The sequence below is a fragment of the Exiguobacterium sp. s39 genome (assembly GCF_018618925.1).
Taxonomy (GTDB): Bacteria; Bacillota; Bacilli; order Exiguobacteriales; family Exiguobacteriaceae; genus Exiguobacterium_A; species Exiguobacterium_A abrahamii.
Genome location: NZ_JACSNA010000002.1, coordinates 61,091 through 83,976 on the forward strand (window position 1 = coordinate 61,091; position 22,886 = coordinate 83,976).

A 22,886-nucleotide genomic window follows, 5' to 3' on the forward strand; every position below is an offset into this window, starting at 1 on the left:
CACTTCCCTGCGGAAGTGTCCAATCAGTTTAAGCCTGTCGGAATGCGAGTTCTTTCGTATAGATCGTACTCCGATTCCGTCCGCTTTCTTTTGAATAATACAACGCTTTATCTGCCTGTTGTAATGCTTCAAGTGACGTATGCGAACCACTGGAATGTGAAATCCCAAGTGAGATCGTAATTTGTAGATCAGGTACATCTGCTGTCGGGAACAGGTTACGTGCGACCGTCAGCCGAGCTAGTTCTGCTATTTTTTGCGCTTCTTTCGCCGAAGTACTTGGTAAGATGATTAAAAATTCTTCACCACCGTACCGTCCGACGAGGTCGTCTGGACGCGTCAAGGAAGCGAGAGTCATGCCGAGTTGGCGTAACACATCATCGCCCGCATCATGACCATATGTATCATTGACATGCTTGAAGAAATCGATATCGATGAGCACAAGTGAATAGCCTTGATCGGTCGAACCGACAAGCGATAGCGAGTCATCCAGACGACGGCGATTGGCGAGCCCTGTCAAAGCATCCGTCATGGCGAGTTTCTGCTGATACTGGATGTTTTCGAAGTGACGGCGTAATTCCGTCAGTAATCGAAAGGCAACAAAGCCAGCTAATAAATTAAAGAAGACGTACGCAATCGAGATTTTAAAGAATGTCGACCAGCTGTGCGTCAAGATGTAGATGGCGGGTAACGAATAGAGAATACCGACCAACACCATAAGTTGAAAATGACGCATCGAGACATGGACGAATCGACGAATGATCCCAATCGTCGTGATGAATAAGACGATGATCAGCGTAGATAAATAAAATCCTTCCATTTGATCAACTGGTGTTAAAAAGTAACGTGTCCCGATGATCATTGCTCCTGCAACGATGGCGCTTGGGAAACCACCGAACAGCATGGCGATCGCGACGGGAACGATACGTAAATCAACACGGGCGACATCGATTTGGATCCCATTGAACATTAATAAGACCGCAATCAGACCAGAGACTGCTCCGAGTATAAGTCGAATGCTCCATTTGGAGTTCAATGAAATACGCGGTTGATTCCGAAACGGTAAGAACAAGAGAGTAATCGTTGTGAACAGTAGACAAAAGTTAATGATGAATTGATTCATGATGGACAACAAATCCTCCCAACTCCCCCAGCTAACAGATTTCCATATATATACTTCCAGTATACTCAAGTAGATAACGGTTAGACAGAGGGAAATCTTTAGACCAAAATAGAAAAAACGGTAGAAAATCTACCGTTTTTAAGAAGATGAAGTAAGGGTATCCTCATCCATCGTCTGTAAAATTTTATCAAAGACATGAATCATCGTTTCGAGCTCTTCTTCCGTCAATGTACCGAAGCGGTCTTGTAAATAGTTTTTCCGGACGATTTCGAGATCCCGAAATGCACGTTCCCCGTCCTCCGTCAAAGCGAGTACGATTGAACGACGATCTTCCGTCGAACGTGTCCGTGTGACATATCCTTGTTTATACAGCTTATCCGTCAAAGCAGTGACTTGACTCGTCGCGAGCTCAAATTGTTCCGCAAGAAGCGTCGGGCGCTGAGGACCATTTTCTGAAAGGCTTCGTAAGATGAAAAACTCACTCCGGGTCGCCGTTCCTTCAAATAGCCGGTTAAGTTCACGTCGCAGGGTACGAAGAATGACACGCATTTGTTCCTCGAGTCGATAAGTTAGCAAATCACGTTCCTGTGGCATGCAAGCAGCATCCTTTCTCTCAGTGGACTTCTACCATTTAGTGTACTAAACATATCGGATTTTTACCATCGACTACCCCAGATTCGAAAAAGGCAATTGACAATTTCGTGGCGTTTTGTGTAATATGGCGTAGTAATAACTAACTTAATTCAGTTCTCACTCAACCAGTGGGATGGAGGTTGCAGTTCTTAAGAGTACGGTTACGGATGTCGTCAAGCGACAGATGAGGTGACCTGAAAGGAAGAATTGCCGAAATCAATCATCGCTTTGAAGATGATCGATTGGGATTAGATCAAATAGGTCTAATACTGTCACAAGTCGGGTATCACCTACTTGTGGAGAGCTATCTTTCACGACGGTAGAATGAGGCGCATCCATTTTATTATGTTGCGTTCTCATCTTCCATCTGGAAGATGAGGGCGCTTTTTGTTTTTTCATTCAAAAAGTGTCCTCTCAAAAATTTATTAAAGAGAGAAGCGAACGAAATGAACAATCTAGATGTGAAACAAACAACAGATTCGACAGCAGAAGGATTAAAACGTGGATTACAAGCCCGTCATATGTCAATGATCGCCATCGGTGGAGCGATCGGAACAGGACTCTTCATTGCGTCCGGTGCTTCCGTCGCAGCAGCAGGACCAGGTGGGGCGCTCCTATCGTATGCAATCGTTGGTCTGATGGTCTACTTCCTCATGACAAGTCTTGGTGAAATGGCAGCGTATATGCCGGTCGCTGGATCCTTCTCGACCTATGGAACGAAATTCGTCGATCCATCATTCGGCTTTGCGCTCGGCTGGAACTACTGGTACAACTGGGCAGTCACGATCGCAGTCGAGCTCGTCGCAGCACAAATCGTCATGACATATTGGTTCCCGGATGTTCCTGGATTTTATTTCAGTGCCTTGTTCCTCTTACTCATGATTGGCTTGAACTACTTCTCCGTTAAGGGATTCGGGGAAGCGGAGTATTGGTTTGCGATGATTAAAGTCGTTACCGTCATCGTCTTCTTAGTCGTCGGTGTTGCGATGATTTTTGGTGTCTTTACATCAGAGCCACCGGTTGGCTTTAAAAACTTTGCACTTGGCGATGCACCGTTCGTCGGTGGGATTCCTGCCGTCATCGGTATCATTCTCGTTGCCGGATTCAGTTTTCAAGGTACAGAACTGGTCGGGATTGCCGCGGGTGAGTCGGAAGATCCGAAAAAGAATGTTCCAAAAGCAGTCAAACAAGTCTTCTGGCGCATCTTGCTTTTCTACGTCTTCGCGATTTTCGTCATCGGAATGCTCATTCCGTATACGAGTCCGAACTTGGTTTCCAATGACATTACGGACGTAGCGGTTAGTCCGTTTACGCTTGTCTTTGAAAAAGCGGGTCTTGCCTTCTCAGCAGCACTCATGAACGCCGTCATCTTGACGTCTGTTCTATCTGCCGGAAACTCAGGTATGTATGCTTCGACTCGGATGCTTTATACGCTTGCTCGCCAAGGGGATGCACCGAAGTTGTTCGCGAAAGTATCGAAAAACGGTGTACCGCGTAACGCTTTGCTCGCAACAGGAGCAATCGGTGCACTCTGTTTCTTGACGTCGATGTTTGGTGGACAAGTCTACTTGTGGTTACTCAATGCTTCGGGGATGACAGGCTTCATCGCATGGCTCGGGATTGCAATCAGTCACTATCGTTTCCGTAAAGGATTCCTTGCACAAGGTCACTCGTTGAAAGACTTACCATATGTTGCACCAGCGTTCCCGTTTGGTCCGCTGTTCGCATTCGGTCTTTGTTTCCTCGTCATCGTTGGTCAAAACTACGCAGCATTCCTTGCGGATCAAATCGATTGGGTCGGAATTGCCGCAACGTATGTTGGTATTCCATTATTCCTTGCCTTCTGGTTAGGACACAAATTCAAAAATCGGACGTCAATCGTTCGTTATGACGAGATGGACTTCCCAGAACATCCACGTCAATCATAATGTGTGAACCACCTTCTATAAATGAAGGTGATTGAGATTGAAGACAAAGTGCAATTTTTCTCTGATGAGTCTGATGAGAAAGATTGCGCTTTTTTGTTCGTTTCGAATCGTTTTCCTGGGACAAGCATCGCGCCGCTTCGCTGCAGGGTCACTCTTGCTTGTTTTTCCCTAGGAAGCGATGTCGAGTCAACAAAACGATTCTCTGATTCTCCTTCCGGGTATAAAAAAAGAATGACACGTTACACGCCACTCCTACAGGAAAAAGCGCAATTTTGCGCTGTCAGAGACAAACAAGACCCGTTTTCCTACTCGAATAGAGCGGGAAAATTGGCTTGTATCTCGCCTGAGGAAAGGGCGTGAAGACGAGACATTTTTGAGTCAGCCCATTTTTCTGCAATCGGAACCATCTTCTAGAATGAGGGTGTTTTTTTATTCCCTTAAATGAAAACGTTCTCTAAAATATAGTTTTGAAAAAGTATAAAAAAGGAATTAATGAATACATATTCAAAAATAGAAAAATGAATAAAGAACAGGGGGAGACGCATGACTACATCTGATTTATTTTTTACATTAGGTTCTGCAGCGTTTTTCATGTTGCTCGTTGCCTACATATCCTACCGATTGACGCGTGGGAAAACACAAGGCGTCGATGAATACTTCTTAGCAGGTCGAGGGCTAAGTGGCGTTTTCATTGCCGGATCACTACTACTGACGAATTTGTCGGCAGAACAGTTGATTGGACTAAACGGACAATCTTTCATGGGAAACATGTCGAGTATGGCGTGGGAAGTCACGGCGGGATTTGCTGCGATCATCATGGCCATCTATCTGCTTCCGAAATTTCTCGGGCTTGGGATCTCGACATTACCGGAATACTTAAGTCACCGGTATGACGAGACGGTTCGTCGGATGACAGTCTTACTCTTTTTGCTCGGATATATGTGCGTCACGATTCCTTCGATGCTTTATTCAGGTGGGATTGCTGTCTTGCAGCTATTCGATGTTCCGGAACTCTTTGGTCTCAGTTATACGCAATCCCTTTGGTTAGTCGTCTGGGTCGTCGGGATCATCGGAGCAATTTATGCGATTTTTGGAGGGCTACGTGCGGTGGCTGTCTCGGATACCTTGAACGGGATCGGGCTTGTCTTCGTCGGATTCTTAGTTCCGGTGCTTGGCTTTATTGCACTGGGTGACGGGAATTTACTTCAAGGGATGAAGACGATTGCGACTGTGCAACCGGAGAAGCTGAACGCAATCGGAAGCTCAACCGATGCCGTTCCGTTCTTCTCGATTTTCACGGGTATCCTATTTGCGAACTTATTTTATTGGTCACTCAATCAATATGTCATTCAACGTGTGCTCGGGGCAAAAGATTTGAAGGAAGGACAGAAGGGCGTCCTCATGACAGGATTCTTGAAGTTATTAGTTCCGATCTTCATGCTGATTCCTGGGATCATTGCCTATCACTTGTATGGGAACACACTAACGAGCGGTGATTTATCATATCCTCGACTCATTACGGAGTTACTGCCTGTCTCGCTGATGGGATTTTTCTTAGCTGTCTTACTCGGAGCCGTCTTTAGTTCGTTTAACTCGTTGCTAAATAGTATTGCGACACTTTTCGTCCTCGATATCTATCAGCCGGTGTTTGCGAAAGAGGCGAGTGATGAACATTTGATTCGTGTCAGTAAATGGTTCGGAACGATCGTTGCCTTAATCTCTTTCGTTATCGCTCCATTCTTGATGTACGCGCCGGACGGCTTATGGAGTTTGATCCGGCAATTCACAGGATTTTTCAATATTCCGATTCTCGTCATCGTATTAATGGGGATTTTCATGAAACGAATTCCGGCAATTGCAGCGAAAATCGTCATTGTCTTTCACGTATTCGCGTATTACTTATTCGTCTTCGGTTTTAAACAACTGTTCGGCTGGGATCATGGCATTAGCTACATTCATGGGTACGGTATTCTACTTGTGATTGAAGTGCTGTTCATGGTATTCATGGGGTATCGTTACCCGGCCGTCCAGTCAAGAAAAATCAATCGACGACAATCTGTCGAGCTCACTCCATGGAAATTTGCGATTCCAGTCTCGATCTTATTATGTACATCCATCATTTGGACGTACGTCTTGTTTTCAAAAATCGGACTGGCTTCGACAGCAGGAATCGTATCGATTTGGTTCTGGCCGGTCACGTTAGGACTTGTCATTGCAACGATCGCATTATGGCGTGTGTCGCTAAACGCTTGGGAAGCGAAGTACCGGACCTATCTCGAAGAAGAGTACCGTCAAGCCGAATAATCCTCTCGCAGAAGGCATGACATATCGGGTAAGATGAAAGAAAAACAGGAGGCGATCTTCGTGAATTACTGGTACCACTTCAAGCGTGCCTTCTTACCGATCGCATTATTGCTTGTGACGCTTGCCTTGTACCAAATGATTTATCGTTTGAATAACATCTGGTATTCGCTTGGAGGACTTCTTCTTGTCTTTGCAGCGATTTACTTCGTCATGCGTCGTCTAAAAGCGAATCCAGAGGATTGAATGAGCAGGAAAGTCGAGTCCATTCTCTGAACGCGGTAAAATAGACACATACAGAGGAGGGGAAGATAGATGGCAAAAGCAATATTTGCAGGTGGTTGTTTCTGGTGCATGGTCAAGCCATTCCATAAATATGATGGTGTAGAGCAGGTCATTTCAGGATATACCGGTGGTCATACAGAGAACCCGACTTATAAAGAGGTCTGTTCGGAAACGACAGGTCACTTGGAGGCGGTTGAAGTCACGTACGATCCGTCCGTCATTACGTACGAAGAATTACTCGAGATCTTCTGGCGTCAAATCGACCCGACAGATGGTGGAGGTCAATTCAATGACCGTGGTGAATCGTACCAACCGGCTATCTTTTATGTCGATGAAGCACAGCGTGAAGCAGCTGAACGTTCGAAAGCAGCGCTTGACGCATCAGGACGCTTCTCGCGTCCGATCGCGGTAGAGATTCGTCCAGAAAAGCCGTTTTGGCCAGCCGAAGAATATCACCAAGATTATTATAAAAAGAATCCGTTCCGTTATCAGATGTATAGTGTCGGCTCAGGTCGCGCGAAATTCATCAAGGAAGCGTGGAAGGACCACGGTAAGGAAAAAGAACTGAAAGAGCGTCTGACACCAATTCAGTATAAAGTCACACAAGAGAACGGGACAGAACCCGCTTTCCGTAACGAATACTGGGATGAAGAACGTCCAGGACTGTACGTCGATATCGTCGATGGTACACCACTCTTCACATCAAAAGATAAATTCCAGTCAAACTGTGGTTGGCCGAGTTTCGCTAAACCGATCTCAGAAGACAAGATGGAAGTCGAACTCGATACGAGTCACGGGATGACGCGGACGGAAGTGCGTTCTGCGAATGCGGATAGTCACCTCGGTCATATCTTCGATGATGGTCCGACAGAACTTGGTGGTCTTCGCTATTGTATCAACTCAGCAGCATTACGATTTATTCCGCTTGAAGAGCTTGATTCGGCAGGATATGGGGAATATAAAAAACATTTCGAGTAACACGTAAGGAGCAGTCAAACGATTTCGTTTTGACTGCTCTTTTTTCAAATGGGAGGGAGAGAATCGAATGTTTCGACCCGTATATGAAGAGATTCGACAAATGACGATTGCGAAGGTGCTTGATTTCTACGATCACGAAATCCGTCAGCTCGATGAGCAAGCACGTCAGGAAAAGTACGACAAGATGAGCTTGAGTCCGTTTCGCTTTTTCCGTGGGAGTTCGCATCTGTTTTATTATGACGTGACGCGAATCCCCCTTGGTTTTGATACGCCTCGTGATAAACCGACGTGGATTCAGGGAGATCTTCATTTTGAAAACTTCGGTGTCCATGGCAATGCGAAGGGAGAGATCATCTACGACGTCAATGACTTTGATGAAGGGTACTTAGGATCTTATCTATACGATTTGATTCGCATGGCGGTCTCCGTCCGGTTGTTCGCTGAAGAGGCAGGATACGATCCGGCTCCTGCGATTCGAAATTATGTCCTGGAATACTTACACGATTTAAAAAAGTACGCTCTCGGAAAAGATCCGAGTGATGTCTGCTTTACGCGGGATAATACGAAAGGACCAATCAAGAAGTTGATCAAAAAAGCAGAAAAGAAACGTGAGGAATTAATGGGAGAGCGGACGAAACTGGTGGGTGGCGTGAGACGTTTTTGTACATTACCGGATATGCAAGCGATAGATGATCCGACGCGAATAGCGATTGAGTCTGCTTGGTCCTCCTATATCGAGACGATTGACGCAGAGGATCGTCGTGACGAAGCGTTCTATACAATCAAGGATATCGTCCGGAAACTAGACAGTGGAACGGCATCGATTGGTCTTGAACGCTATTACATCTTGATTGAGGGGGAGGGAGGGGAAGAAGATTTGATTCTAGAGATGAAACAAGCTCAGACTTCTGTCCCTTCGTTGTTCCTTCCCGTCTATCGTCCAGAAGCAGAAACAGTTCATCAAGGACGCCGGATCATCACGTCCCAAAAAGCGATGCAGGCACATGAGGATCCATATCTTGGCTACCTGACGATTGGGAAAAAGGAATATTATGTACGTGAGCGCTCGCCATATAAGAAAAAACTAAAAGCAAAGCATATCAAAAGTCAGGAAGACCTTGAGAACGTGTTGTGTATTCAAGGTCAAATTACCGCGAAAATCCATGCGCGGGCAGATCAGGACGCCGGGATTAAAGAAAAAATTTTGACACATCATGCGGATGTTGAAATCATCCAAGCCATTGGTGTTTCGGACACTGCTTTTTTAGAGCAAATCGAGCGTTGGTCAGAAGCCTACGTGACACGAACAAAGCTGGATTACCAAGTGTTTTTAGAGTGGATGAAGACCCGAAAAACAATTTGAAAATTTAACAAACTAAGGCTCGTTAGATGGGTGTGTAACATGTGTTACATATCCATCTTTTTTGTACAGATTTTTTTGTTTAACGAATGAAAGCGTTCAACAAAATAGAAATAGGTATAATGACCTATATCAATTTATCAGAAAAATTCGTAAATTTTTGATTAAGTTCTTACGGACGACTCGCTCCGTAGGACAAATCAAAAGAGACATAGGGGGAAGTACATCATGAGCTTGACGCGGAAAAAAGATGTTTCCGCTATGATTGCTGCAAGTAAACGAAACAGTGGACTTGCTCGAAATCTTGGCGCGATGGATTTAACGTTTTTAGGAATTGGCGCCATCATCGGAACCGGAATCTTCGTTTTGACAGGAACAGGAGCATTGACTGCAGGACCAGGACTTATCGTATCATTCATTCTATCTGCCATCGCCTGTGGTCTAGCTGCTCTTGCTTACGCTGAATTCGCATCAACGATTCCGGTCAGTGGATCCGTCTATACGTACACGTACGCAACGATGGGAGAGATCTTCGCTTGGATCATCGGTTGGAACTTGATCCTCGAATATGGACTCGCCTCCAGTGCCGTTGCAGCCGGTTGGTCTGGGTACTTCCAGTCCTTACTTGCAGGATTCAACATCCATGTGCCAACAGCCTTATCAGCAGCTCCTGGAGCAGTCGAAGGAGCCAAGACATACTTCAACCTTCCAGCATTCTTAATCCTCTTTGCCATTACGGCATTGTTGTCGATGGGAATCAAGGAAACGAAACGTGTCAACAACATCATGGTCGTCATCAAGGTCGCAGTCGTCATTCTCTTCATCGTTGTTGGTGTCGGCTACGTTGAGCCATCGAACTGGACACCGTTCACACCATTTGGTTGGGGAGGCGTCTTCTCGGGTGCCGCAATCGTCTTCTTCGCGTACATCGGCTTTGATGCCGTCACATCAGCAGCTGAAGAAGTCCGCGATCCGCAAAAAAACTTGCCACGCGGGATCATCGGTTCACTCGCTGTTTGTACAGTCCTTTACGTCATCGTCGCAGCCATCATGACGGGTATCGTACCGTACCAACAGTTCGCTGGTGTCGATCATCCAGTCTCACTTGCGATTCAAATGGCCGGTCAAAGCTGGGTAGCTGGATTCATCGATCTCGGTGCGATCCTCGGAATCACAACAGTCATTCTCGTCATGACTTACGGAATGGTGCGTCTTGCGTTCGCCATCTCGCGTGACGGAATGTTCCCGAAAGTGTTCTCTGAAGTGCATCCGAAGTACCAAACACCATTCAAGGCGACTTGGATGATCGGACTGGGTAGCTCACTCGTTGCTGGATTCGTTCCGCTCGATGTCATCGCAAACCTCGTCAACATGGGTACACTCGCAGCATTCGTCTTGATCTCTGTCGCTGTCTTGATTCTTCGTAAGACACAGCCCGATCTCCCGCGTGCGTTCAAATGTCCAGGTATGCCATATGTGCCGATCGCAGCAATCGCTGCATGTCTTTTCTTGATGTTCAACTTGAAACTCGAGACATGGATTGCTTTTGGAATCTGGCTTGCTATTGGTTTAGTCCTTTACTTTACGTTTGCACGTAAGAGTTCGAATTTACACCCAGGCAACATGCCGGCAGCGGAACTCGCTGCTTCGAAAGAAGAACAGTAACATACAAGAAGACCCGGTCGCCTGAAGGCGATCGGGTCTTCTGATGTTATGAAAGTGGAACAGGTCCTTTGACGCGGACCGCATCAAATTCACGACGAATGCTTTCATTGGCTCTCGCTTCATCTTCTGCCGACCAGCCGAGTTCGCTACGCATCAAGGCGAGAACACCATCTGCGTACTGTTCAGCGTGAGGGAAATCAAAGAAGACGGCCGAGGCACGACGGTTCAAGAAGTCGCCGGGTTGCATGACGAGCTCAGCTTCTAATCCATATAGAAGGGCGCCGAACCAGTGTAACGGTAATTGATAACGAGCCGCCTCGTCACCACGTGTCCGAATCAATTCGTAGACACGTTCGACATTCGTACCGTAACGTTGGATGAGCCATGTCGCCTCATTCGGTGACAATCCGAGTGCTTCTCCTTTTGGTTGTTGTTCTTTCAAGTAGCGGGCAAATCCTTTACTTCCTTGTGGATGACCACCACCAAGCAAGATATCGTGCGTACGGGAAGCGAGGTAAATCCGATTTTCTTCTGTCTTGAATTGGTCTGCGACCATATCGATAATTCGTTCTGCCATCTTCCGGTACCCGGTCAACTTCCCACCAGCGATTGACATCAGACCGGATTTCGAGACGAAGATTTCATCTTTTCGAGACAGTTCACTCGGGTCCTTTCCATCTTCATGAATGAGTGGGCGTAGTCCAGACCATGTCGATTCGACGTGTTCAGGTCGTAACTCGACGTTGAACATTTGATTCGTCGCCTCTAGGATATAATCCTGATCCTCGACAGTGACACCCGGCTCAAGAATATCTCCTTTATAGTTCGTGTCAGTCGTTCCGACATAGGTTTTCCCTTCGCGTGGAATCGCAAAGATCATCCGACCATCTGGAACGTCGAAATAAACAGCCTGTTGGAGTGGGAAATGCGCTTGATCGATGACGAGATGAATCCCTTTCGTCAGGTGGAGCGATTTCCCAGCTTTCGAACCATCTTTTTCACGTAGTTCGTCGACCCACGGACCGGTTGCATTGATGATTTTCTTCGCCCGAATCGTATACGTTTTGTCACTTAAGATGTCACGGACTTCGACACCGACAACTTTTCCATTGTGGTAGACGAGCGATTCAGCCTTCGTATAGTTGACGGCACGTCCACCGTAACCAACGGCTGCCTTTAAGACTTCGACTGTCAATCGGGCATCATCCGTTTTATATTCGACATAACGACCACCACCGACTAAGTGTTCCGAACGTAATAGTGGCTCGTAACGTAATGTTTCTTCTTTACTGAGCATCGTCCGGCGTTCATTGCGTTTGACGCCTGCGAGCTGGTCATAGACGCGTAGGCCGATTGATGTCGAGAAGCTGCCGAACGTTCCGCCTTCGACGAGTGGAAGCATCATCCACTCCGGCGTCGTCACGTGTGGGGCGTTCTCATACACGATGGCACGTTCTTTTCCGACTTCGGCAACCAGTTTGATTTCGAACTGCTTCAGATAACGCAATCCACCATGGACGAGTTTCGTCGATCGGCTCGATGTCCCTTCGGCGAAGTCCTGCATCTCAATCAATCCTGTCCGCATGCCTCGACTTTGTGCGTCAAGCAAAATACCGGCTCCTGTGATACCGCCCCCGATGACGAGCACGTCTAAAAGTTCTTGTCCCATCTCTTCTAACCAAGCTGTCCGTTCCGTACTTGAAAACATCTTGTCTTCCCCCTGTTCGTCTGAATGGATAGTTAGTCTACTTCTATCCATGTACCCGATTTTGCACTCTTTTGAGCACGATCAATGATTTTCATGACGAGTTCAGCCTGTTTCGGAGAGACAGGTGGGGTTGTTCGCTGTCGAATGGTTGGCGCAAGGTCTGTATAATAATCCCCAAATTGCCCGGAGACAAAAGGAAAGTCTTCAAGGGGGCCGTTTGCTTCAGCCAATTGATACGTCGCGCGTTTCGTATCGACTTCATCGACGAAATAGCTAGCATTTGTCCCATGTACCATTAGCGAAGGACCAACAGCCGGAACGATGGAACCGATGTGTAAAATAGCGCGTCGTGTACCGAATGCTAAAATCAGATGTGTATAGTCATCAACGATCCCACCTTGCCGTTGAATCGTTTGGTCACAAAAGACGCGATCCGGAATTTCATCGAAGGCGACGAGTGCTTGATCGATCAAGTGTGATCCAAGATCGTACAAGAGACCAGCACCGGGTACGTCCTGTTCGCGCCAACGATTTTCAACGTCTGGACGATAGCGATCATAATGCGCTTCGAACGTTTGTATCGTGCCGAGACGTCCGGATTCGAGTAAGGTCATCAGCGTTCGAAAGTCCTTCGTATACCGACGATTATGATAAACTGTCAGTAACCGATCGTGTACACGTGCTAGTTCTGTCAACGTTTCGGCTTCTTCGAGCGTGACAGTGAACGGTTTCTCGACGAGTACATCACAGCCCGATAGCAAAGCGAGACGCGCAAGTGGATAATGTAGCTCATTTGCTGTCGCGATGACGACTAAATCAATCTGTTCTTTAGCGAGCAGGGCTTCAAGTGTCGAATAAACAGGTAGCGTCGCGTCGTAAGCAGCGACTGCTTCCGGACGACTCGACTGAACAGCGACTAACTGATAATCAGGTGCGTGTAAATAAGGAGCATGTAAATGTTCACCGGCAATACCAAAACCAACTAAAGCGGTACGAATCATGGAAAACACATCCTTTTCAAGTTCATACCCTCAATCTACCATAAGGAGGAATACAAGATGATTACGGAACAACACATCATCGAAAAGATGCGTCAAGCGATGCAACGCATTGAGCAAACGACAGGAGCCGCGCAGAAAGAGCAGATTGCAGCAATGAAAACGTACTGTGAACTATTACTTGAATCTGAGGCGACATCAAGTTCAACGATATCGCTACCTACGTCAACACCTCAGGCAACACCAACAGTCGATCCGATGTTAGCGCGTTTCATGGGTGTTTCGCAGGAGAAAGAAGAAAAAGGCACTTCATTGCTCGATTTTTGAATGAAATGACGCGATTCAGGGAATAACCATCACAGTTGAAATGAGAAGGGGAGATACGTCATGAAAACAGTAATCGTCATCGGAGCAGGGCCAGGAAACGGATATGAAATCAGTAAACGATTCGGAAAAGAAGGCTTTCAAGTCGTTTGTGCGGCGCGGACGCAAGAAACACTCGCAGCCGTCATCACGGAACTAAAAGAAGCGGGCGTGGAAGCGGTTGGAGTGGAATGTGATGCTTCTCGAAAAGCCGATGTCGCATCACTCATCGAATGGACAGAGGAGCAATACGGACAAGTCGATGTCTTAGTCTACAATGCTTCGATTTTACATCAAGCGTCTGTCCTCGAAGTTTCGGCAGAACAGATTACGAAAGAGTTCGAAATCGACGTACTCGGTGCACTGCATGCCGCACAACTCGTTGCTCCGTCGATGCAGGAACGGAAAGACGGCGTTATCCTGATTACTGGAGGCGGCGCTGCGATGCAAGCGATCAAATCGTTACCAGGGCTTTCAATCGGGAAGGCAGGCGTTCGCCAAGTGACGCATATGTTACATGATACGTTGAAGGAAGATGGTGTCTACGTCGGAACTGTCACGATTGCCGGGGAAGTGAAGCGTGGAACGGCACTTGATCCGAAAAATGTAGCGGAAGCGTTCTATCAACTTTATACGAACCGAAATGAAGTTGAAACGGTTCTTTCAGCAGACTAACGAATAAACAAGATAGCGTATGCGGGTTCGGGCTTTGACCGAATCCGTATTTTCATGGAAAGGAGCGAAACAGAAGTGAGACGATATGCAATGATGAGTCTACTTTTTTTATTCGTTCTCATCGGTTGTGCATCAGAAGAAACCGATTTGCTTGGCATTAAGCAACCGGATGGCGAAAAAATCACGAAGGCGACGGTCGAACGCGTCATCGATGGGGATACGTTAAAAGTAAAGTTGGCGGATGGGAAAACGGAGGACGTTCGTTTACTGCTCGTTGATACACCGGAAACCGTCAAACCGAATACACCGATTCAACCATATGGAACGGAAGCTTCAGCATTTACGAAAGAGACCTTACCGAGTGGGACAGCCATTCGGTTGGAGCGTGATCATTCCCGGACTGATCGATACGGAAGATTACTCGCATACGTCTGGTACGGCGATAAGATGTTGAATCAGGAGTTACTTCGAAAAGGACTCGCACGTGTAGCGTTCGTCTATGAGCCAGACACACGTTATGTCGATATGTTCAAACAGATCGAACAGGAAGCCAAGCAGGCGAAGAAAAAGATTTGGGAGCACGATGGCTACGTCACAAATCGTGGCTTCGACGCTCAAGCGATTACAGAAACGAAATCCTGCGAAATCAAAGGCAACATTAATCGGTCGGGTAAAAAAATCTACCATGTACCGGGAGGTCAGTCCTACGATGAAGTGAAGCCAGAGCAACAGTTCTGTACGGAAAAAGAAGCAGAAGAAGCCGGATTCGTCCGCGCTGCACGCTAATGAATGCAAACAAAAAGCCATCGAAATCGATGGCTTTTTGTTTATTCTACAGGTGGTGAGGGGGATTGATACTGCTGTACTTTATCATCTTCATCAAAGGAAATCGTGACATCGGTGATCCCTTTAAGAATTCGGATTTGAAGTTCAAGCCGGTCCTTGATGTCGTCCGCTTGGGCAATCGTTAAGTTAGGATCCACTTCAATCTCTGTCTCGACATGGAAGTGATCCCCTTCCTTAATGACTTCAAGCTTTTCAATATCACGAACCGCTTCATCACGTAATAGGATTTCACCGATTTTAGCAGTCAGTACTTCATCAATCTCACCGAGCGCACCGGCAGCATTTTGAATAAAGACATTATAGACGACGTAGAACATCATCAGACCAATCAAAATCGATGCAATGCCCTCTGCTTGATAAAACGATGTGTAATGCGAAATCAGAACGGCAATGATCGCGATGATACCACCGAGAGTCGCAACAAGATCTTCCATGAAGACAAGACGTGTAGCTGGTTTTGCCTGCCCAAGATGGGTGAAGCTTTGTCCGACAAGCGTCAATCCTCGGGATTTGAGCCCGGTTTCATGAGCAATCTCGATCATTGCTTTATAAAAGACGCCGACTTCGAGGACAACACCAATTCCAAGTGCCGTCAAAATGATCCAAAGCCCAGTCGTCTCTTCGCCAGGACCGTGTGCGATATGCAAGATGCCTTCACGAATCGTCTCATACGCAAGGAGTGCGACGACGATGATTGCAGCAAGTAACACGAGGTTAACAAGCCGACCGAATCCGTTCGGGAATCGTTTCGTTGGTGCTTTTTTACTGAGAGCAGAACCGATATAGACGAAAAACTGATTCGCCGCGTCACCGATCGTATGCATCATTTCAGCGAACATTGCAACGTTCCCAGTCAAGATATAAGCGACGAACTTGATGATAGCAATGATCGTGTTGACGACAGCAGCAGCAAGTGCTGACTTATTGCCGCGACGGATCAATGAGAAAAAAGTGGCCATGAGCGGTTCTCTCCTTGTCTATTCAAAATAGGTTAACCGCGTCCTGCTTGGAACGATGGATAAAGTGTCATTCCGCCGTCCGCAAAGAGTGTGATACCAGTGACATAACTCGCTTCGTCCGACGCAAGCCATGCGGCAACGGCTGAAATTTCCTCAGGTTTTCCGATATTGCCCATTGGAATCATACTCTCGACTTCTTTTCGTTGTTCCGGATCTTCGAATTTTTCAGCGTTGATCGGTGTATTAATCGCACCAGGTCCAATCGCATTGACCCGAATTCCTTTTGGTGCATATTCCATCGCAAGGGTTTGTGTCATTAATTTAACGCCACCTTTACTTGCAGCGTAGTGGACGAACGTTGGCCATGGAATGATTTCATGAACACTCGACATGTTGATGATGCTACCTTTGACATCATGTTCGACGAAGTACTTCAGTGCTTCACGCGCACCGAGGAATGCCCCTGTTAAGTTGACGTCGATGACTTTTTGCCAGTCTTCGAGTGACATTTCATGAGATGCTGACGGCATCTCGATTCCTGCGTTATTGACGAAAACATCCAACTGACCAAAGTGAGCGACAGTCTCTTTGACGAGATTGATCATATCGTCTTCTTTTGAGACATCTCCTTGAATCGTGATGGCTTCGCCACCCTGTTTTTGAATCGATTCTGCGATTTTCTTCGCTTCTTCCGGATGACTGCGATAGTTGATGACGACACGCATACCTTCCTCTGCATAACGGCGGACGATGGCTTCACCGATTCCCATTGATCCACCTGTCACGATGGCTACTTTTCCCTTTAAACTTTCATACATGATGCTTCACTCCTTCATTATTGTTTCGTAAATCCAATCATGATCCCACCAGCAACGACTAAAATACAACCGATGATGACGAAGGTCATTTCTTTCTTTGTCTTCGTTTCTTTTAGTAAGAGGACACCGCCAATCGTTGAGATGACGACTCCTGTTTGAGATAAGGAGAAGCTCGTTGCGACTCCGACTTTTGCTGTGGCAAACAGTAAAGCGACGTTCCCGACAGCCCACATGAGTCCACCGACTGTATTGCCGGCTGTTTTCTTCGTGAAGAGATCTCCTTCTCGTAAAGAAAGGAGAATCGCACTCACGACCATCCCGACAGCTTGTGGTAAGACTGCTTCCCATCCATTGATATCGAACCAACGGGCAATGACGACGTAGCCGACATACCCGACAGTCGAGATGAGAAGAAGCGTCAGTCCTTTTCCGATATTCTCATCTTCTTTACTCTTATCTTCCTTGTAAGACGTGAAAGCTGCTCCGGCAATGATCAATACAAGGGCACTGATTCCGAGAATCAACGCAGTTGTCGTTGACCACTCTCCAAAAGCGAGAACACCAAACAACGATGTTCCGACGAGTTGCATCCCTGTTGAGATGGGCATCGTCTTTGAGACACCCATTTGACGGAATGCGGCAAACTGATTTTTTTGACCGAGCGCCCAGAAGGCACCAGAAAAGAATCCGGCGACCCAAGCAGTCGTCGACAGCTCTGGGCTGACAAAAAAGAAGGTGACGATCGCGAAAAGCAACGCACCCAGAGTCGTACCGATAATTTGTTGCGCCGTTGAACCTCCGATTTTTGAGACGACGAGCGGCAACGATCCCCACATTAATGCAGGAACGATGGCAATTAAAATATCAATCAAGTGTTTCACCTCTCCTTATTGTTATCTCTCTACTTGAAGCTGTACCCCGCGAGACGCGAGGAAAAACCTCGAAGCCCAAAGAGGAATTATTCTGAAATAAAAAAACGTCCACCGAAGTGGACGCATATTGTCGTTCTATTTAACGGAACGGTTCATCGGCGATCCGGACGATTTGTCGTCCGATCCGTCTACCATTCCATAAAGCGATGACGGCGATCGTCAAGGAAATGCCCATGACGTCATACTGCGTAAAATAATAGCCGAGATAACTAAAAGGCAGACTAATGATTCCGACGAGCGAACTCGTCCACTGCCGGATTTTGAGTGACTCGATGTTCGCGACACGAGAGAACTTTTGTTGCTCCATGATGCGCCAACGTGTCGGTTCGCTTAAGGCATCGTTAACAAGACGCGGGAAGGCGAGCAATCGCGCACCGTAAGAACCGGCAATCTGGAGATAACGATTTTGGTTTTTTCCTTCGTCATCGAGCCAACGCCGAACCATTGGTTTGGCTAACTCGAGCAGGTTGATTTGCGGTGAAAGAATCTGAAGAATCCCAAGAATCGTCGAGGCAGCACGACCGAAGAACGCAAACTCGGCAGGGAGCTGGATCGGTTCGTTTCGGACGAGCAATTCGATATCGGATAAGACCTTCTCAATCAGTTTCGTGTCGACGTTTTCCATATCACTCTCGAGATAGAACGTGACCGCTTTTTCAATTGCTTGTCGGATATTTTGCTTATTCGCATTCGGCAACAGGAATCGTAAATCTTCGAGACCATCGACGATTGCATCATAATCTAATGTGACGAAGGATTGGAGGATTCGTTGAATCGCTCGCATGTCATCAGGCGTCGTCGCTCCAATCATCCCAAAATCAAGCAAGACGATTTTGCCGTCGGACTGGACGAGGACGTTGCCCGGGTGTGGGTCGGCGTGAAATTTCCCGCCGAACAGTAATTGCTCACCAGCGTTCAAGAAGAGATTACGCGCTAGTTCGTCACGATCAATCTGATGTTCCGCTAAATAATCGAGATCGGTGATACGTGTCCCGTCAATCCATTCCATGACGAGCACACGATTCGTACAATGTTCTTCATAATAACTCGGAATATAGATGACAGGATTCGTCTCATACATTTTTTTAAAGTAGAGACCGTTTTTTAATTCAGTTCGGTAATTCAATTCATCACCGATGACGAAGACCATTTGGCGATACAGACTTTGTAAATCAGTCGATTTGTTTAATGAAGTCCGGCGTAACATGGCAATGACGATGCGCATGGCACGGAAATCGGTTTTGATGATTTGTTCGATGTTCGGTCGCTGAACTTTGATCGCAACTTTTTTACCATTTGATTTTAAGGTTCCGCTGTACACCTCACCAATCGAGGCAGAAGCGACAGGACGGGAACTGATATCCGAGATGATCTCTTCGATCGGCATACCCCAATCCTCTTCGATGATCTTACGTGACTCTCCAAGTTTACTTGAAGGAACTTTATCGACGAGTTCGGTCAGTTCCATCAAGACGGACGGAGGAAATAGATCGGCTCGAATCGACAAGAACTGACCGAGCTTGATCAGTAACCCTTCTAACCGTAATGCTTTTTTCTTATAGTCACGCGCAATCCGGATCATGATGCGCTCAAACTCTTCGTTGTTCGTACCTGGCCGGTTTTTCCGGGTGAATCGATAGATCGTAAAGATGTAACGTGCGAACATCGTCACGATGACGACGATGCGATAAAGCGCCCAACGTTTCATACGGTCACCTAGCTTCCTGTACAGTTTGTTTCAGTATAGGTTACTTTACCTAAAAACGTCACTCGCAAACGGTCGAAACGGTGACAGAAAATTAATGCTTTACGGAAACTAAAAAGAGAGTATAGTAAGTATTGGAATTTCTTTGTAGAAAGGTGAAATGTGCGCATGTCCTGGGACTTATTGAATATCATCGGCACGGTCGCTTTTGCGATGAGTGGTGCAATTGTTGCGATGGAAGAAAAATATGATTTATTCGGTGTCTGGTTACTTGCTTTGATCACAGCATTCGGCGGGGGTGCCATTCGTAATTTACTGATTGGTGTACCGGTATCCGCTCTCTGGTCGCAAGGTGGTCTCTTTTTAGTCGCGATTCTCGTTGCGTTGTTGATCTTCATGTTACCCCAGTTGTTCTTGCCGCACTGGACACGTTGGGGCGTCCTCGCGGATGCGCTCGGATTGTCTGCGTTTGCGATTCAAGGTGCTTTGATGGCGACAGCAAAAGGACTGCCATTGTCAGCAACGATTTCGGCTGCTGTGCTGACTGGTGTTGGTGGTGGAGTGATTCGCGATTTACTCGCTGGTCGGAAACCACTCGTCTTGCATAAAGAGATTTATGCGATGTGGGCCGTCATGGCAGCACTTGTGATTGATCGTTTCCAATTGACGAATCCTCTACATTTGTTCACATTGCTCGGACTCATCACTGTTTTACGTATGCTATCGTATTATTATGAATGGAATTTACCAGCACGACGGTTAGGGGGAGAATAAGCATGAAAGTTTTCATTATGATTGGCGCGATCTCGATGATGTTATCGGTCGCACTAGGTGCATTCGGTGCACACGCCTTAAAAGATATGTTGACGGAACGGATGCTCGCGAACTGGCAGACAGGCGTACTTTACCAGATGGTACACTCGCTCGGTATCCTAGCACTCGGGGGACTCTTATTAAAAGCATCGATCCCGCAATGGTCGTTGGCTGCATGGCTGATGCTTGCCGGAATCGTCTTCTTCTCCGGTAGTCTGTACGTCATGGCATTGACGAATGTAACAAAACTGGGTGCCATCACACCGATTGGTGGCGTCTTGTTCATCGCAGCATGGATCTTTGTCGCGATTGGTGCCTACAAAGGACTATGATGATTGACCGTTTTTCTTCCGTCATGGAGAAGAACGGTCTTTTTTTGTATGAAAAACGCCTACTCGCGATGGAGTAGGCGTAAGTATCAAAACGAGTTCATCGTTTTGTCGTTTGTGTTTTGTTTAGCTTCGATAATGCTTGCTCATAGCGATCCAGTACACGATCTGCAACCGGTTTCAGCTCTTTTGAAAGCACAGCGAATTGCAATTCACGCGATCGTGTCGATCGGTTCATAGCATTCCCCATGGTAATTCCTCCTTACGTAATCAACCTACTATTTTATAGCCTGTTTTATAGCCGCAAGGAGTATATTCCCATGAGATATTTCAATCAAACGTCATTCAACACATTAAAGTGCAAAATGAGTATTTAATTGTTCACTTTCGAGACGGTTCCCGATGAAGAACTCACCAAACTCACCGTACTTCGCGCTGACTTCGTCAAAACGCATTTCATAGACGATTTTCTTGAACTGGAGAATGTCGTCTGAGAAGAGCGTGACGCCCCATTCCCAATCGTCAAATCCAGTTGATCCACCGATGATTTGCTGAATTTTCCCAGCATAACTCCGACCAATCATACCATGACGATACATGAGCTCTTTACGTTTCTCCATTGAGAGCGTGTACCAGTTGTCGCCATCGCGACGCGACTTGCTCATCGGGTAGAAGCAGATGTGCTTCGCTTGCGGCAAGATTGGATAGAGACGATCACGCACGTAAGGGTTCTCGTATGGGTTTCCTTCGCCTGAACCACGGTACGTACCGAGTTCGACGACAGAAACGTAAGAATACGTCGGGATCAAGTAATCATAGAGATCGAGTTTTTGCATTTTGACTTCGACGTCTTGGATTTGTTCCATCGTTGGACGAAGAACCATCAAGACGAGATCGGCTTTTTGACCGATGATCGTGTAAAGTGCATGGCTTCCGTCTTTTGCCGCTTCGACACCAGAAAGCTCTGAGAGGAAGGCTTGGAACTCTTCAATCATGCGCGCGCGTTCTGTCGCGTCGACTTGTTTCAAGCGTGACCAATCGATCCGGCGGAAATCATGTAATGTATACCAGCCGTCGAGTGTTTCAGCGGCTTGTTGCGTAGCAGTCGGTTCAGATGTTTGGTGTTGCATGGGATGACCTCCTGAGTCTGAAATAAATTGTCTTTTTCCATATCCTATCTTATCACATTCTATTGAAACGCTTCGCCCGAAAAGGTCTTTGTCCATGAGATCGTAACACATGAAAAAAGCAGAGAGTGGGTAAAAGGGGGAGTGGAGATTACGTTGCTTGGAAATAGTCTCTGTACCATTCTTGAAAATGACTGTAATAGTCGGTGAATATGGCTTCAGTGCTTTTGTTAGATAACTTTTTTGCAAATTGTTTTAACAACGATTGAGAACTGTGTATAATAAACGATGGAAAAGAAAATGGATCAAATCGACGACGTCGTGTTTACCTAAAAAGGAGAGAAACTCATGCAATTATTCGATATGTTAGAACAAAAGATTAAAGCGCACCAACCGAAAATCGTCTTCCCAGAAGGAATTGACGCGCGTGTTCTTGGCGCAGCTGTCCGTTTGAAGAAAGACGGTCTCGTCACACCGGTCGTCATCGGACCACGTGTACAAATTGAAGAAACAGCAGCAGCAAACGGAATCGATGTCACGGGACTTGATACGATTGATCCTGCTTCTTACGTTGGAATCGATGAGCTCGTCGCATCGTTCGTTGAGCGTCGTAAAGGGAAAGCAACAGAAGAGCAAGCACGTGCTGTCATCTTAAAAGACGTGAACACGTTCGGTACGATGCTCGTTCACACAGGGCAAGCAGAAGGTCTTGTATCGGGGGCCATGCACGCAACAGGCGATACAGTTCGTCCAGCACTTCAAATCATCAAGATGCAAGAAGGCTATAAAAAAACATCAGGCGTCTTCATCATGGTACGTGACGATGAGCAATACGTCTTCGCAGACTGCGCAATCAACATCGCACCAGATGCGAACGATCTAGCAGAGAACGCAATTGCATCTGCGAAAACAGCGAAAACATTCGGTATCGATCCGAAAGTGGCATTGCTCAGCTTCTCGACAAAAGGTTCAGCAAAATCACCAGAGACAGAGCGTGTCGTTGAAGCAACTCGCATTGCTAAAGAACGTGCACCAGAGCTTGCAATCGATGGGGAACTCCAATTCGATGCAGCATTCGTTCCAAGCGTCGCGAAATCAAAAGCACCAGAATCAGATGTCGCAGGTCAAGCGAACGTCTTCATCTTCCCAAGTCTTGAAGCTGGAAACATTGGCTACAAAATCGCACAACGTCTTGGTGGATTCGAAGCAATCGGTCCGATCCTTCAAGGGTTGAACAAACCGGTCAACGATCTTTCACGCGGTTGTAACGAAGAGGATGTCTACAAACTCGCGATCATCACGGCAGCGCAAGCAGTCGAAGAACGCCAAGCCTAAGCACGGTG

The 22,886-nt window shown here is 46.7% G+C and carries 22 protein-coding genes and 1 riboswitch; of the genes, 12 read left to right on the top strand and 10 right to left on the bottom strand.

Annotation, left to right across the window (positions count from 1 at the left end):
- Positions 1 to 28: 28 nt before the first annotated feature.
- Both KNQ11_RS11830 and KNQ11_RS11835 read right to left on the bottom strand, forming a co-directional pair.
- Positions 29 to 1,120, bottom strand: coding sequence for a diguanylate cyclase (locus KNQ11_RS11830; RefSeq protein ID WP_231884709.1), 1,092 nt, complete (start codon positions 1,118 to 1,120; stop codon positions 29 to 31).
- Positions 1,121 to 1,258: 138 nt separating this feature from the next.
- Positions 1,259 to 1,714, bottom strand: a complete 456-nt coding sequence (locus tag KNQ11_RS11835) for a MarR family winged helix-turn-helix transcriptional regulator (protein ID WP_087682215.1) — start codon at positions 1,712 to 1,714, stop codon at positions 1,259 to 1,261.
- Between the two features lie 165 nt (positions 1,715 to 1,879).
- Positions 1,880 to 2,068: riboswitch (Lysine riboswitch) on the top strand.
- Positions 2,069 to 2,199: 131 nt separating this feature from the next.
- Between KNQ11_RS11835 and KNQ11_RS11840 the strand changes: the two genes are divergently transcribed.
- The 6 genes from KNQ11_RS11840 (at position 2,200) to bcaP (ending at position 10,270) form a co-directional block, all read left to right on the top strand.
- Positions 2,200 to 3,681 (top strand): amino acid permease, encoded by a 1,482-nt coding sequence (locus KNQ11_RS11840; protein ID WP_055969897.1) that lies wholly within the window; start codon positions 2,200 to 2,202, stop codon positions 3,679 to 3,681.
- A 543-nt stretch (positions 3,682 to 4,224) separates the two neighbouring features.
- On the top strand, positions 4,225 to 5,985 hold the full coding sequence (locus KNQ11_RS11845; protein WP_214772001.1) for a solute:sodium symporter family transporter: 1,761 nt from the start codon (positions 4,225 to 4,227) through the stop codon (positions 5,983 to 5,985).
- A 60-nt stretch (positions 5,986 to 6,045) separates the two neighbouring features.
- Entirely contained in the window at positions 6,046 to 6,228 is a 183-nt protein-coding gene (locus tag KNQ11_RS11850; protein ID WP_035399267.1) for a hypothetical protein, read from the top strand.
- Positions 6,229 to 6,297: 69 nt separating this feature from the next.
- On the top strand, positions 6,298 to 7,245 hold the full coding sequence (gene msrA / locus KNQ11_RS11855; protein WP_214772003.1) for a peptide-methionine (S)-S-oxide reductase MsrA: 948 nt from the start codon (positions 6,298 to 6,300) through the stop codon (positions 7,243 to 7,245).
- A 67-nt stretch (positions 7,246 to 7,312) separates the two neighbouring features.
- On the top strand, positions 7,313 to 8,608 hold the full coding sequence (locus tag KNQ11_RS11860) for a DUF2252 domain-containing protein (protein WP_214772005.1): 1,296 nt from the start codon (positions 7,313 to 7,315) through the stop codon (positions 8,606 to 8,608).
- 225 nt (positions 8,609 to 8,833) lie between these two features.
- Entirely contained in the window at positions 8,834 to 10,270 is a 1,437-nt protein-coding gene (gene bcaP, locus KNQ11_RS11865) for a branched-chain amino acid transporter BcaP (protein ID WP_047391976.1), read from the top strand.
- 46 nt (positions 10,271 to 10,316) lie between these two features.
- Here bcaP and KNQ11_RS11870 read toward each other — a convergent pair whose 3' ends face one another.
- Complete coding sequence (locus KNQ11_RS11870; protein ID WP_149426649.1) at positions 10,317 to 11,978, bottom strand: glycerol-3-phosphate dehydrogenase/oxidase; 1,662 nt, start codon at positions 11,976 to 11,978, stop codon at positions 10,317 to 10,319.
- Between the two features lie 32 nt (positions 11,979 to 12,010).
- A complete protein-coding gene (locus KNQ11_RS11875; RefSeq protein ID WP_149426650.1) occupies positions 12,011 to 12,979 on the bottom strand; it encodes a Gfo/Idh/MocA family oxidoreductase in 969 nt (322 codons plus the stop codon).
- Positions 12,980 to 13,036: 57 nt separating this feature from the next.
- Here KNQ11_RS11875 and KNQ11_RS11880 point away from each other — a divergent pair, with 57 nt between their 5' ends.
- From KNQ11_RS11880 to KNQ11_RS11890, 3 genes are all read left to right on the top strand, one after another.
- Positions 13,037 to 13,303, top strand: a complete 267-nt coding sequence (locus KNQ11_RS11880) for a DUF5327 family protein (protein ID WP_050677319.1) — start codon at positions 13,037 to 13,039, stop codon at positions 13,301 to 13,303.
- 60 nt (positions 13,304 to 13,363) lie between these two features.
- Entirely contained in the window at positions 13,364 to 14,014 is a 651-nt protein-coding gene (locus tag KNQ11_RS11885) for an SDR family NAD(P)-dependent oxidoreductase (protein ID WP_214772007.1), read from the top strand.
- Positions 14,015 to 14,104: 90 nt separating this feature from the next.
- Positions 14,105 to 14,800 carry a thermonuclease family protein gene (locus KNQ11_RS11890; RefSeq protein WP_251139692.1) on the top strand — a complete coding sequence of 232 codons (696 nt, stop codon included), beginning with the start codon at positions 14,105 to 14,107 and terminating at the stop codon, positions 14,798 to 14,800.
- Between the two features lie 41 nt (positions 14,801 to 14,841).
- Here the strand turns inward: KNQ11_RS11890 and KNQ11_RS11895 are convergent, their stop codons facing one another.
- From KNQ11_RS11895 to KNQ11_RS11910, 4 genes are all read right to left on the bottom strand, one after another.
- Positions 14,842 to 15,819 (bottom strand): cation diffusion facilitator family transporter, encoded by a 978-nt coding sequence (locus KNQ11_RS11895; RefSeq protein WP_149426653.1) that lies wholly within the window; start codon positions 15,817 to 15,819, stop codon positions 14,842 to 14,844.
- A gap of 32 nt (positions 15,820 to 15,851) precedes the next feature.
- The gene (locus KNQ11_RS11900) at positions 15,852 to 16,637 is read right to left on the bottom strand and encodes a glucose 1-dehydrogenase (protein WP_149426654.1); all 786 of its coding nucleotides are present in this window, start codon (positions 16,635 to 16,637) and stop codon (positions 15,852 to 15,854) included.
- A gap of 17 nt (positions 16,638 to 16,654) precedes the next feature.
- The gene (locus tag KNQ11_RS11905) at positions 16,655 to 17,506 is read right to left on the bottom strand and encodes a GRP family sugar transporter (RefSeq protein WP_174514744.1); all 852 of its coding nucleotides are present in this window, start codon (positions 17,504 to 17,506) and stop codon (positions 16,655 to 16,657) included.
- A gap of 142 nt (positions 17,507 to 17,648) precedes the next feature.
- On the bottom strand, positions 17,649 to 19,277 hold the full coding sequence (locus tag KNQ11_RS11910) for an ABC1 kinase family protein (protein WP_058265463.1): 1,629 nt from the start codon (positions 19,275 to 19,277) through the stop codon (positions 17,649 to 17,651).
- A 165-nt stretch (positions 19,278 to 19,442) separates the two neighbouring features.
- Between KNQ11_RS11910 and KNQ11_RS11915 the strand changes: the two genes are divergently transcribed.
- Together KNQ11_RS11915 and KNQ11_RS11920 are read left to right on the top strand one after the other, a co-directional pair.
- Positions 19,443 to 20,048 carry a trimeric intracellular cation channel family protein gene (locus KNQ11_RS11915; protein WP_023466752.1) on the top strand — a complete coding sequence of 202 codons (606 nt, stop codon included), beginning with the start codon at positions 19,443 to 19,445 and terminating at the stop codon, positions 20,046 to 20,048.
- Between the two features lie 2 nt (positions 20,049 to 20,050).
- Positions 20,051 to 20,419, top strand: a complete 369-nt coding sequence (locus tag KNQ11_RS11920; protein ID WP_023466753.1) for a DUF423 domain-containing protein — start codon at positions 20,051 to 20,053, stop codon at positions 20,417 to 20,419.
- A gap of 97 nt (positions 20,420 to 20,516) precedes the next feature.
- Here the strand turns inward: KNQ11_RS11920 and KNQ11_RS11925 are convergent, their stop codons facing one another.
- A complete protein-coding gene (locus KNQ11_RS11925; protein WP_023466754.1) occupies positions 20,517 to 20,666 on the bottom strand; it encodes a hypothetical protein in 150 nt (49 codons plus the stop codon).
- Positions 20,667 to 20,769: 103 nt separating this feature from the next.
- Positions 20,770 to 21,546 carry a hydrogen peroxide-dependent heme synthase gene (gene hemQ, locus KNQ11_RS11930; protein ID WP_214772011.1) on the bottom strand — a complete coding sequence of 259 codons (777 nt, stop codon included), beginning with the start codon at positions 21,544 to 21,546 and terminating at the stop codon, positions 20,770 to 20,772.
- 345 nt (positions 21,547 to 21,891) lie between these two features.
- Between hemQ and pta the strand changes: the two genes are divergently transcribed.
- Positions 21,892 to 22,878, top strand: coding sequence for a phosphate acetyltransferase (pta, locus tag KNQ11_RS11935; protein ID WP_214724837.1), 987 nt, complete (start codon positions 21,892 to 21,894; stop codon positions 22,876 to 22,878).
- Positions 22,879 to 22,886: the final 8 nt, after the last annotated feature.

Coding starts and splice junctions, on each gene's coding strand:
- KNQ11_RS11830 (WP_231884709.1), bottom strand. CDS start 1,120: ATGAATCAATTCATCATTAACTTTTGTCTACTGTTCACAACGATTACT.
- KNQ11_RS11835 (WP_087682215.1), bottom strand. CDS start 1,714: ATGCCACAGGAACGTGATTTGCTAACTTATCGACTCGAGGAACAAATG.
- KNQ11_RS11840 (WP_055969897.1), top strand. CDS start 2,200: ATGAACAATCTAGATGTGAAACAAACAACAGATTCGACAGCAGAAGGA.
- KNQ11_RS11845 (WP_214772001.1), top strand. CDS start 4,225: ATGACTACATCTGATTTATTTTTTACATTAGGTTCTGCAGCGTTTTTC.
- msrA (WP_214772003.1), top strand. CDS start 6,298: ATGGCAAAAGCAATATTTGCAGGTGGTTGTTTCTGGTGCATGGTCAAG.
- KNQ11_RS11860 (WP_214772005.1), top strand. CDS start 7,313: ATGTTTCGACCCGTATATGAAGAGATTCGACAAATGACGATTGCGAAG.
- bcaP (WP_047391976.1), top strand. CDS start 8,834: ATGAGCTTGACGCGGAAAAAAGATGTTTCCGCTATGATTGCTGCAAGT.
- KNQ11_RS11870 (WP_149426649.1), bottom strand. CDS start 11,978: ATGTTTTCAAGTACGGAACGGACAGCTTGGTTAGAAGAGATGGGACAA.
- KNQ11_RS11875 (WP_149426650.1), bottom strand. CDS start 12,979: ATGATTCGTACCGCTTTAGTTGGTTTTGGTATTGCCGGTGAACATTTA.
- KNQ11_RS11880 (WP_050677319.1), top strand. CDS start 13,037: ATGATTACGGAACAACACATCATCGAAAAGATGCGTCAAGCGATGCAA.
- KNQ11_RS11885 (WP_214772007.1), top strand. CDS start 13,364: ATGAAAACAGTAATCGTCATCGGAGCAGGGCCAGGAAACGGATATGAA.
- KNQ11_RS11890 (WP_251139692.1), top strand. CDS start 14,105: ATGATGAGTCTACTTTTTTTATTCGTTCTCATCGGTTGTGCATCAGAA.
- KNQ11_RS11895 (WP_149426653.1), bottom strand. CDS start 15,819: ATGGCCACTTTTTTCTCATTGATCCGTCGCGGCAATAAGTCAGCACTT.
- KNQ11_RS11900 (WP_149426654.1), bottom strand. CDS start 16,637: ATGTATGAAAGTTTAAAGGGAAAAGTAGCCATCGTGACAGGTGGATCA.
- KNQ11_RS11910 (WP_058265463.1), bottom strand. CDS start 19,277: ATGAAACGTTGGGCGCTTTATCGCATCGTCGTCATCGTGACGATGTTC.
- KNQ11_RS11915 (WP_023466752.1), top strand. CDS start 19,443: ATGTCCTGGGACTTATTGAATATCATCGGCACGGTCGCTTTTGCGATG.
- KNQ11_RS11920 (WP_023466753.1), top strand. CDS start 20,051: ATGAAAGTTTTCATTATGATTGGCGCGATCTCGATGATGTTATCGGTC.
- KNQ11_RS11925 (WP_023466754.1), bottom strand. CDS start 20,666: ATGGGGAATGCTATGAACCGATCGACACGATCGCGTGAATTGCAATTC.
- hemQ (WP_214772011.1), bottom strand. CDS start 21,546: ATGCAACACCAAACATCTGAACCGACTGCTACGCAACAAGCCGCTGAA.
- pta (WP_214724837.1), top strand. CDS start 21,892: ATGCAATTATTCGATATGTTAGAACAAAAGATTAAAGCGCACCAACCG.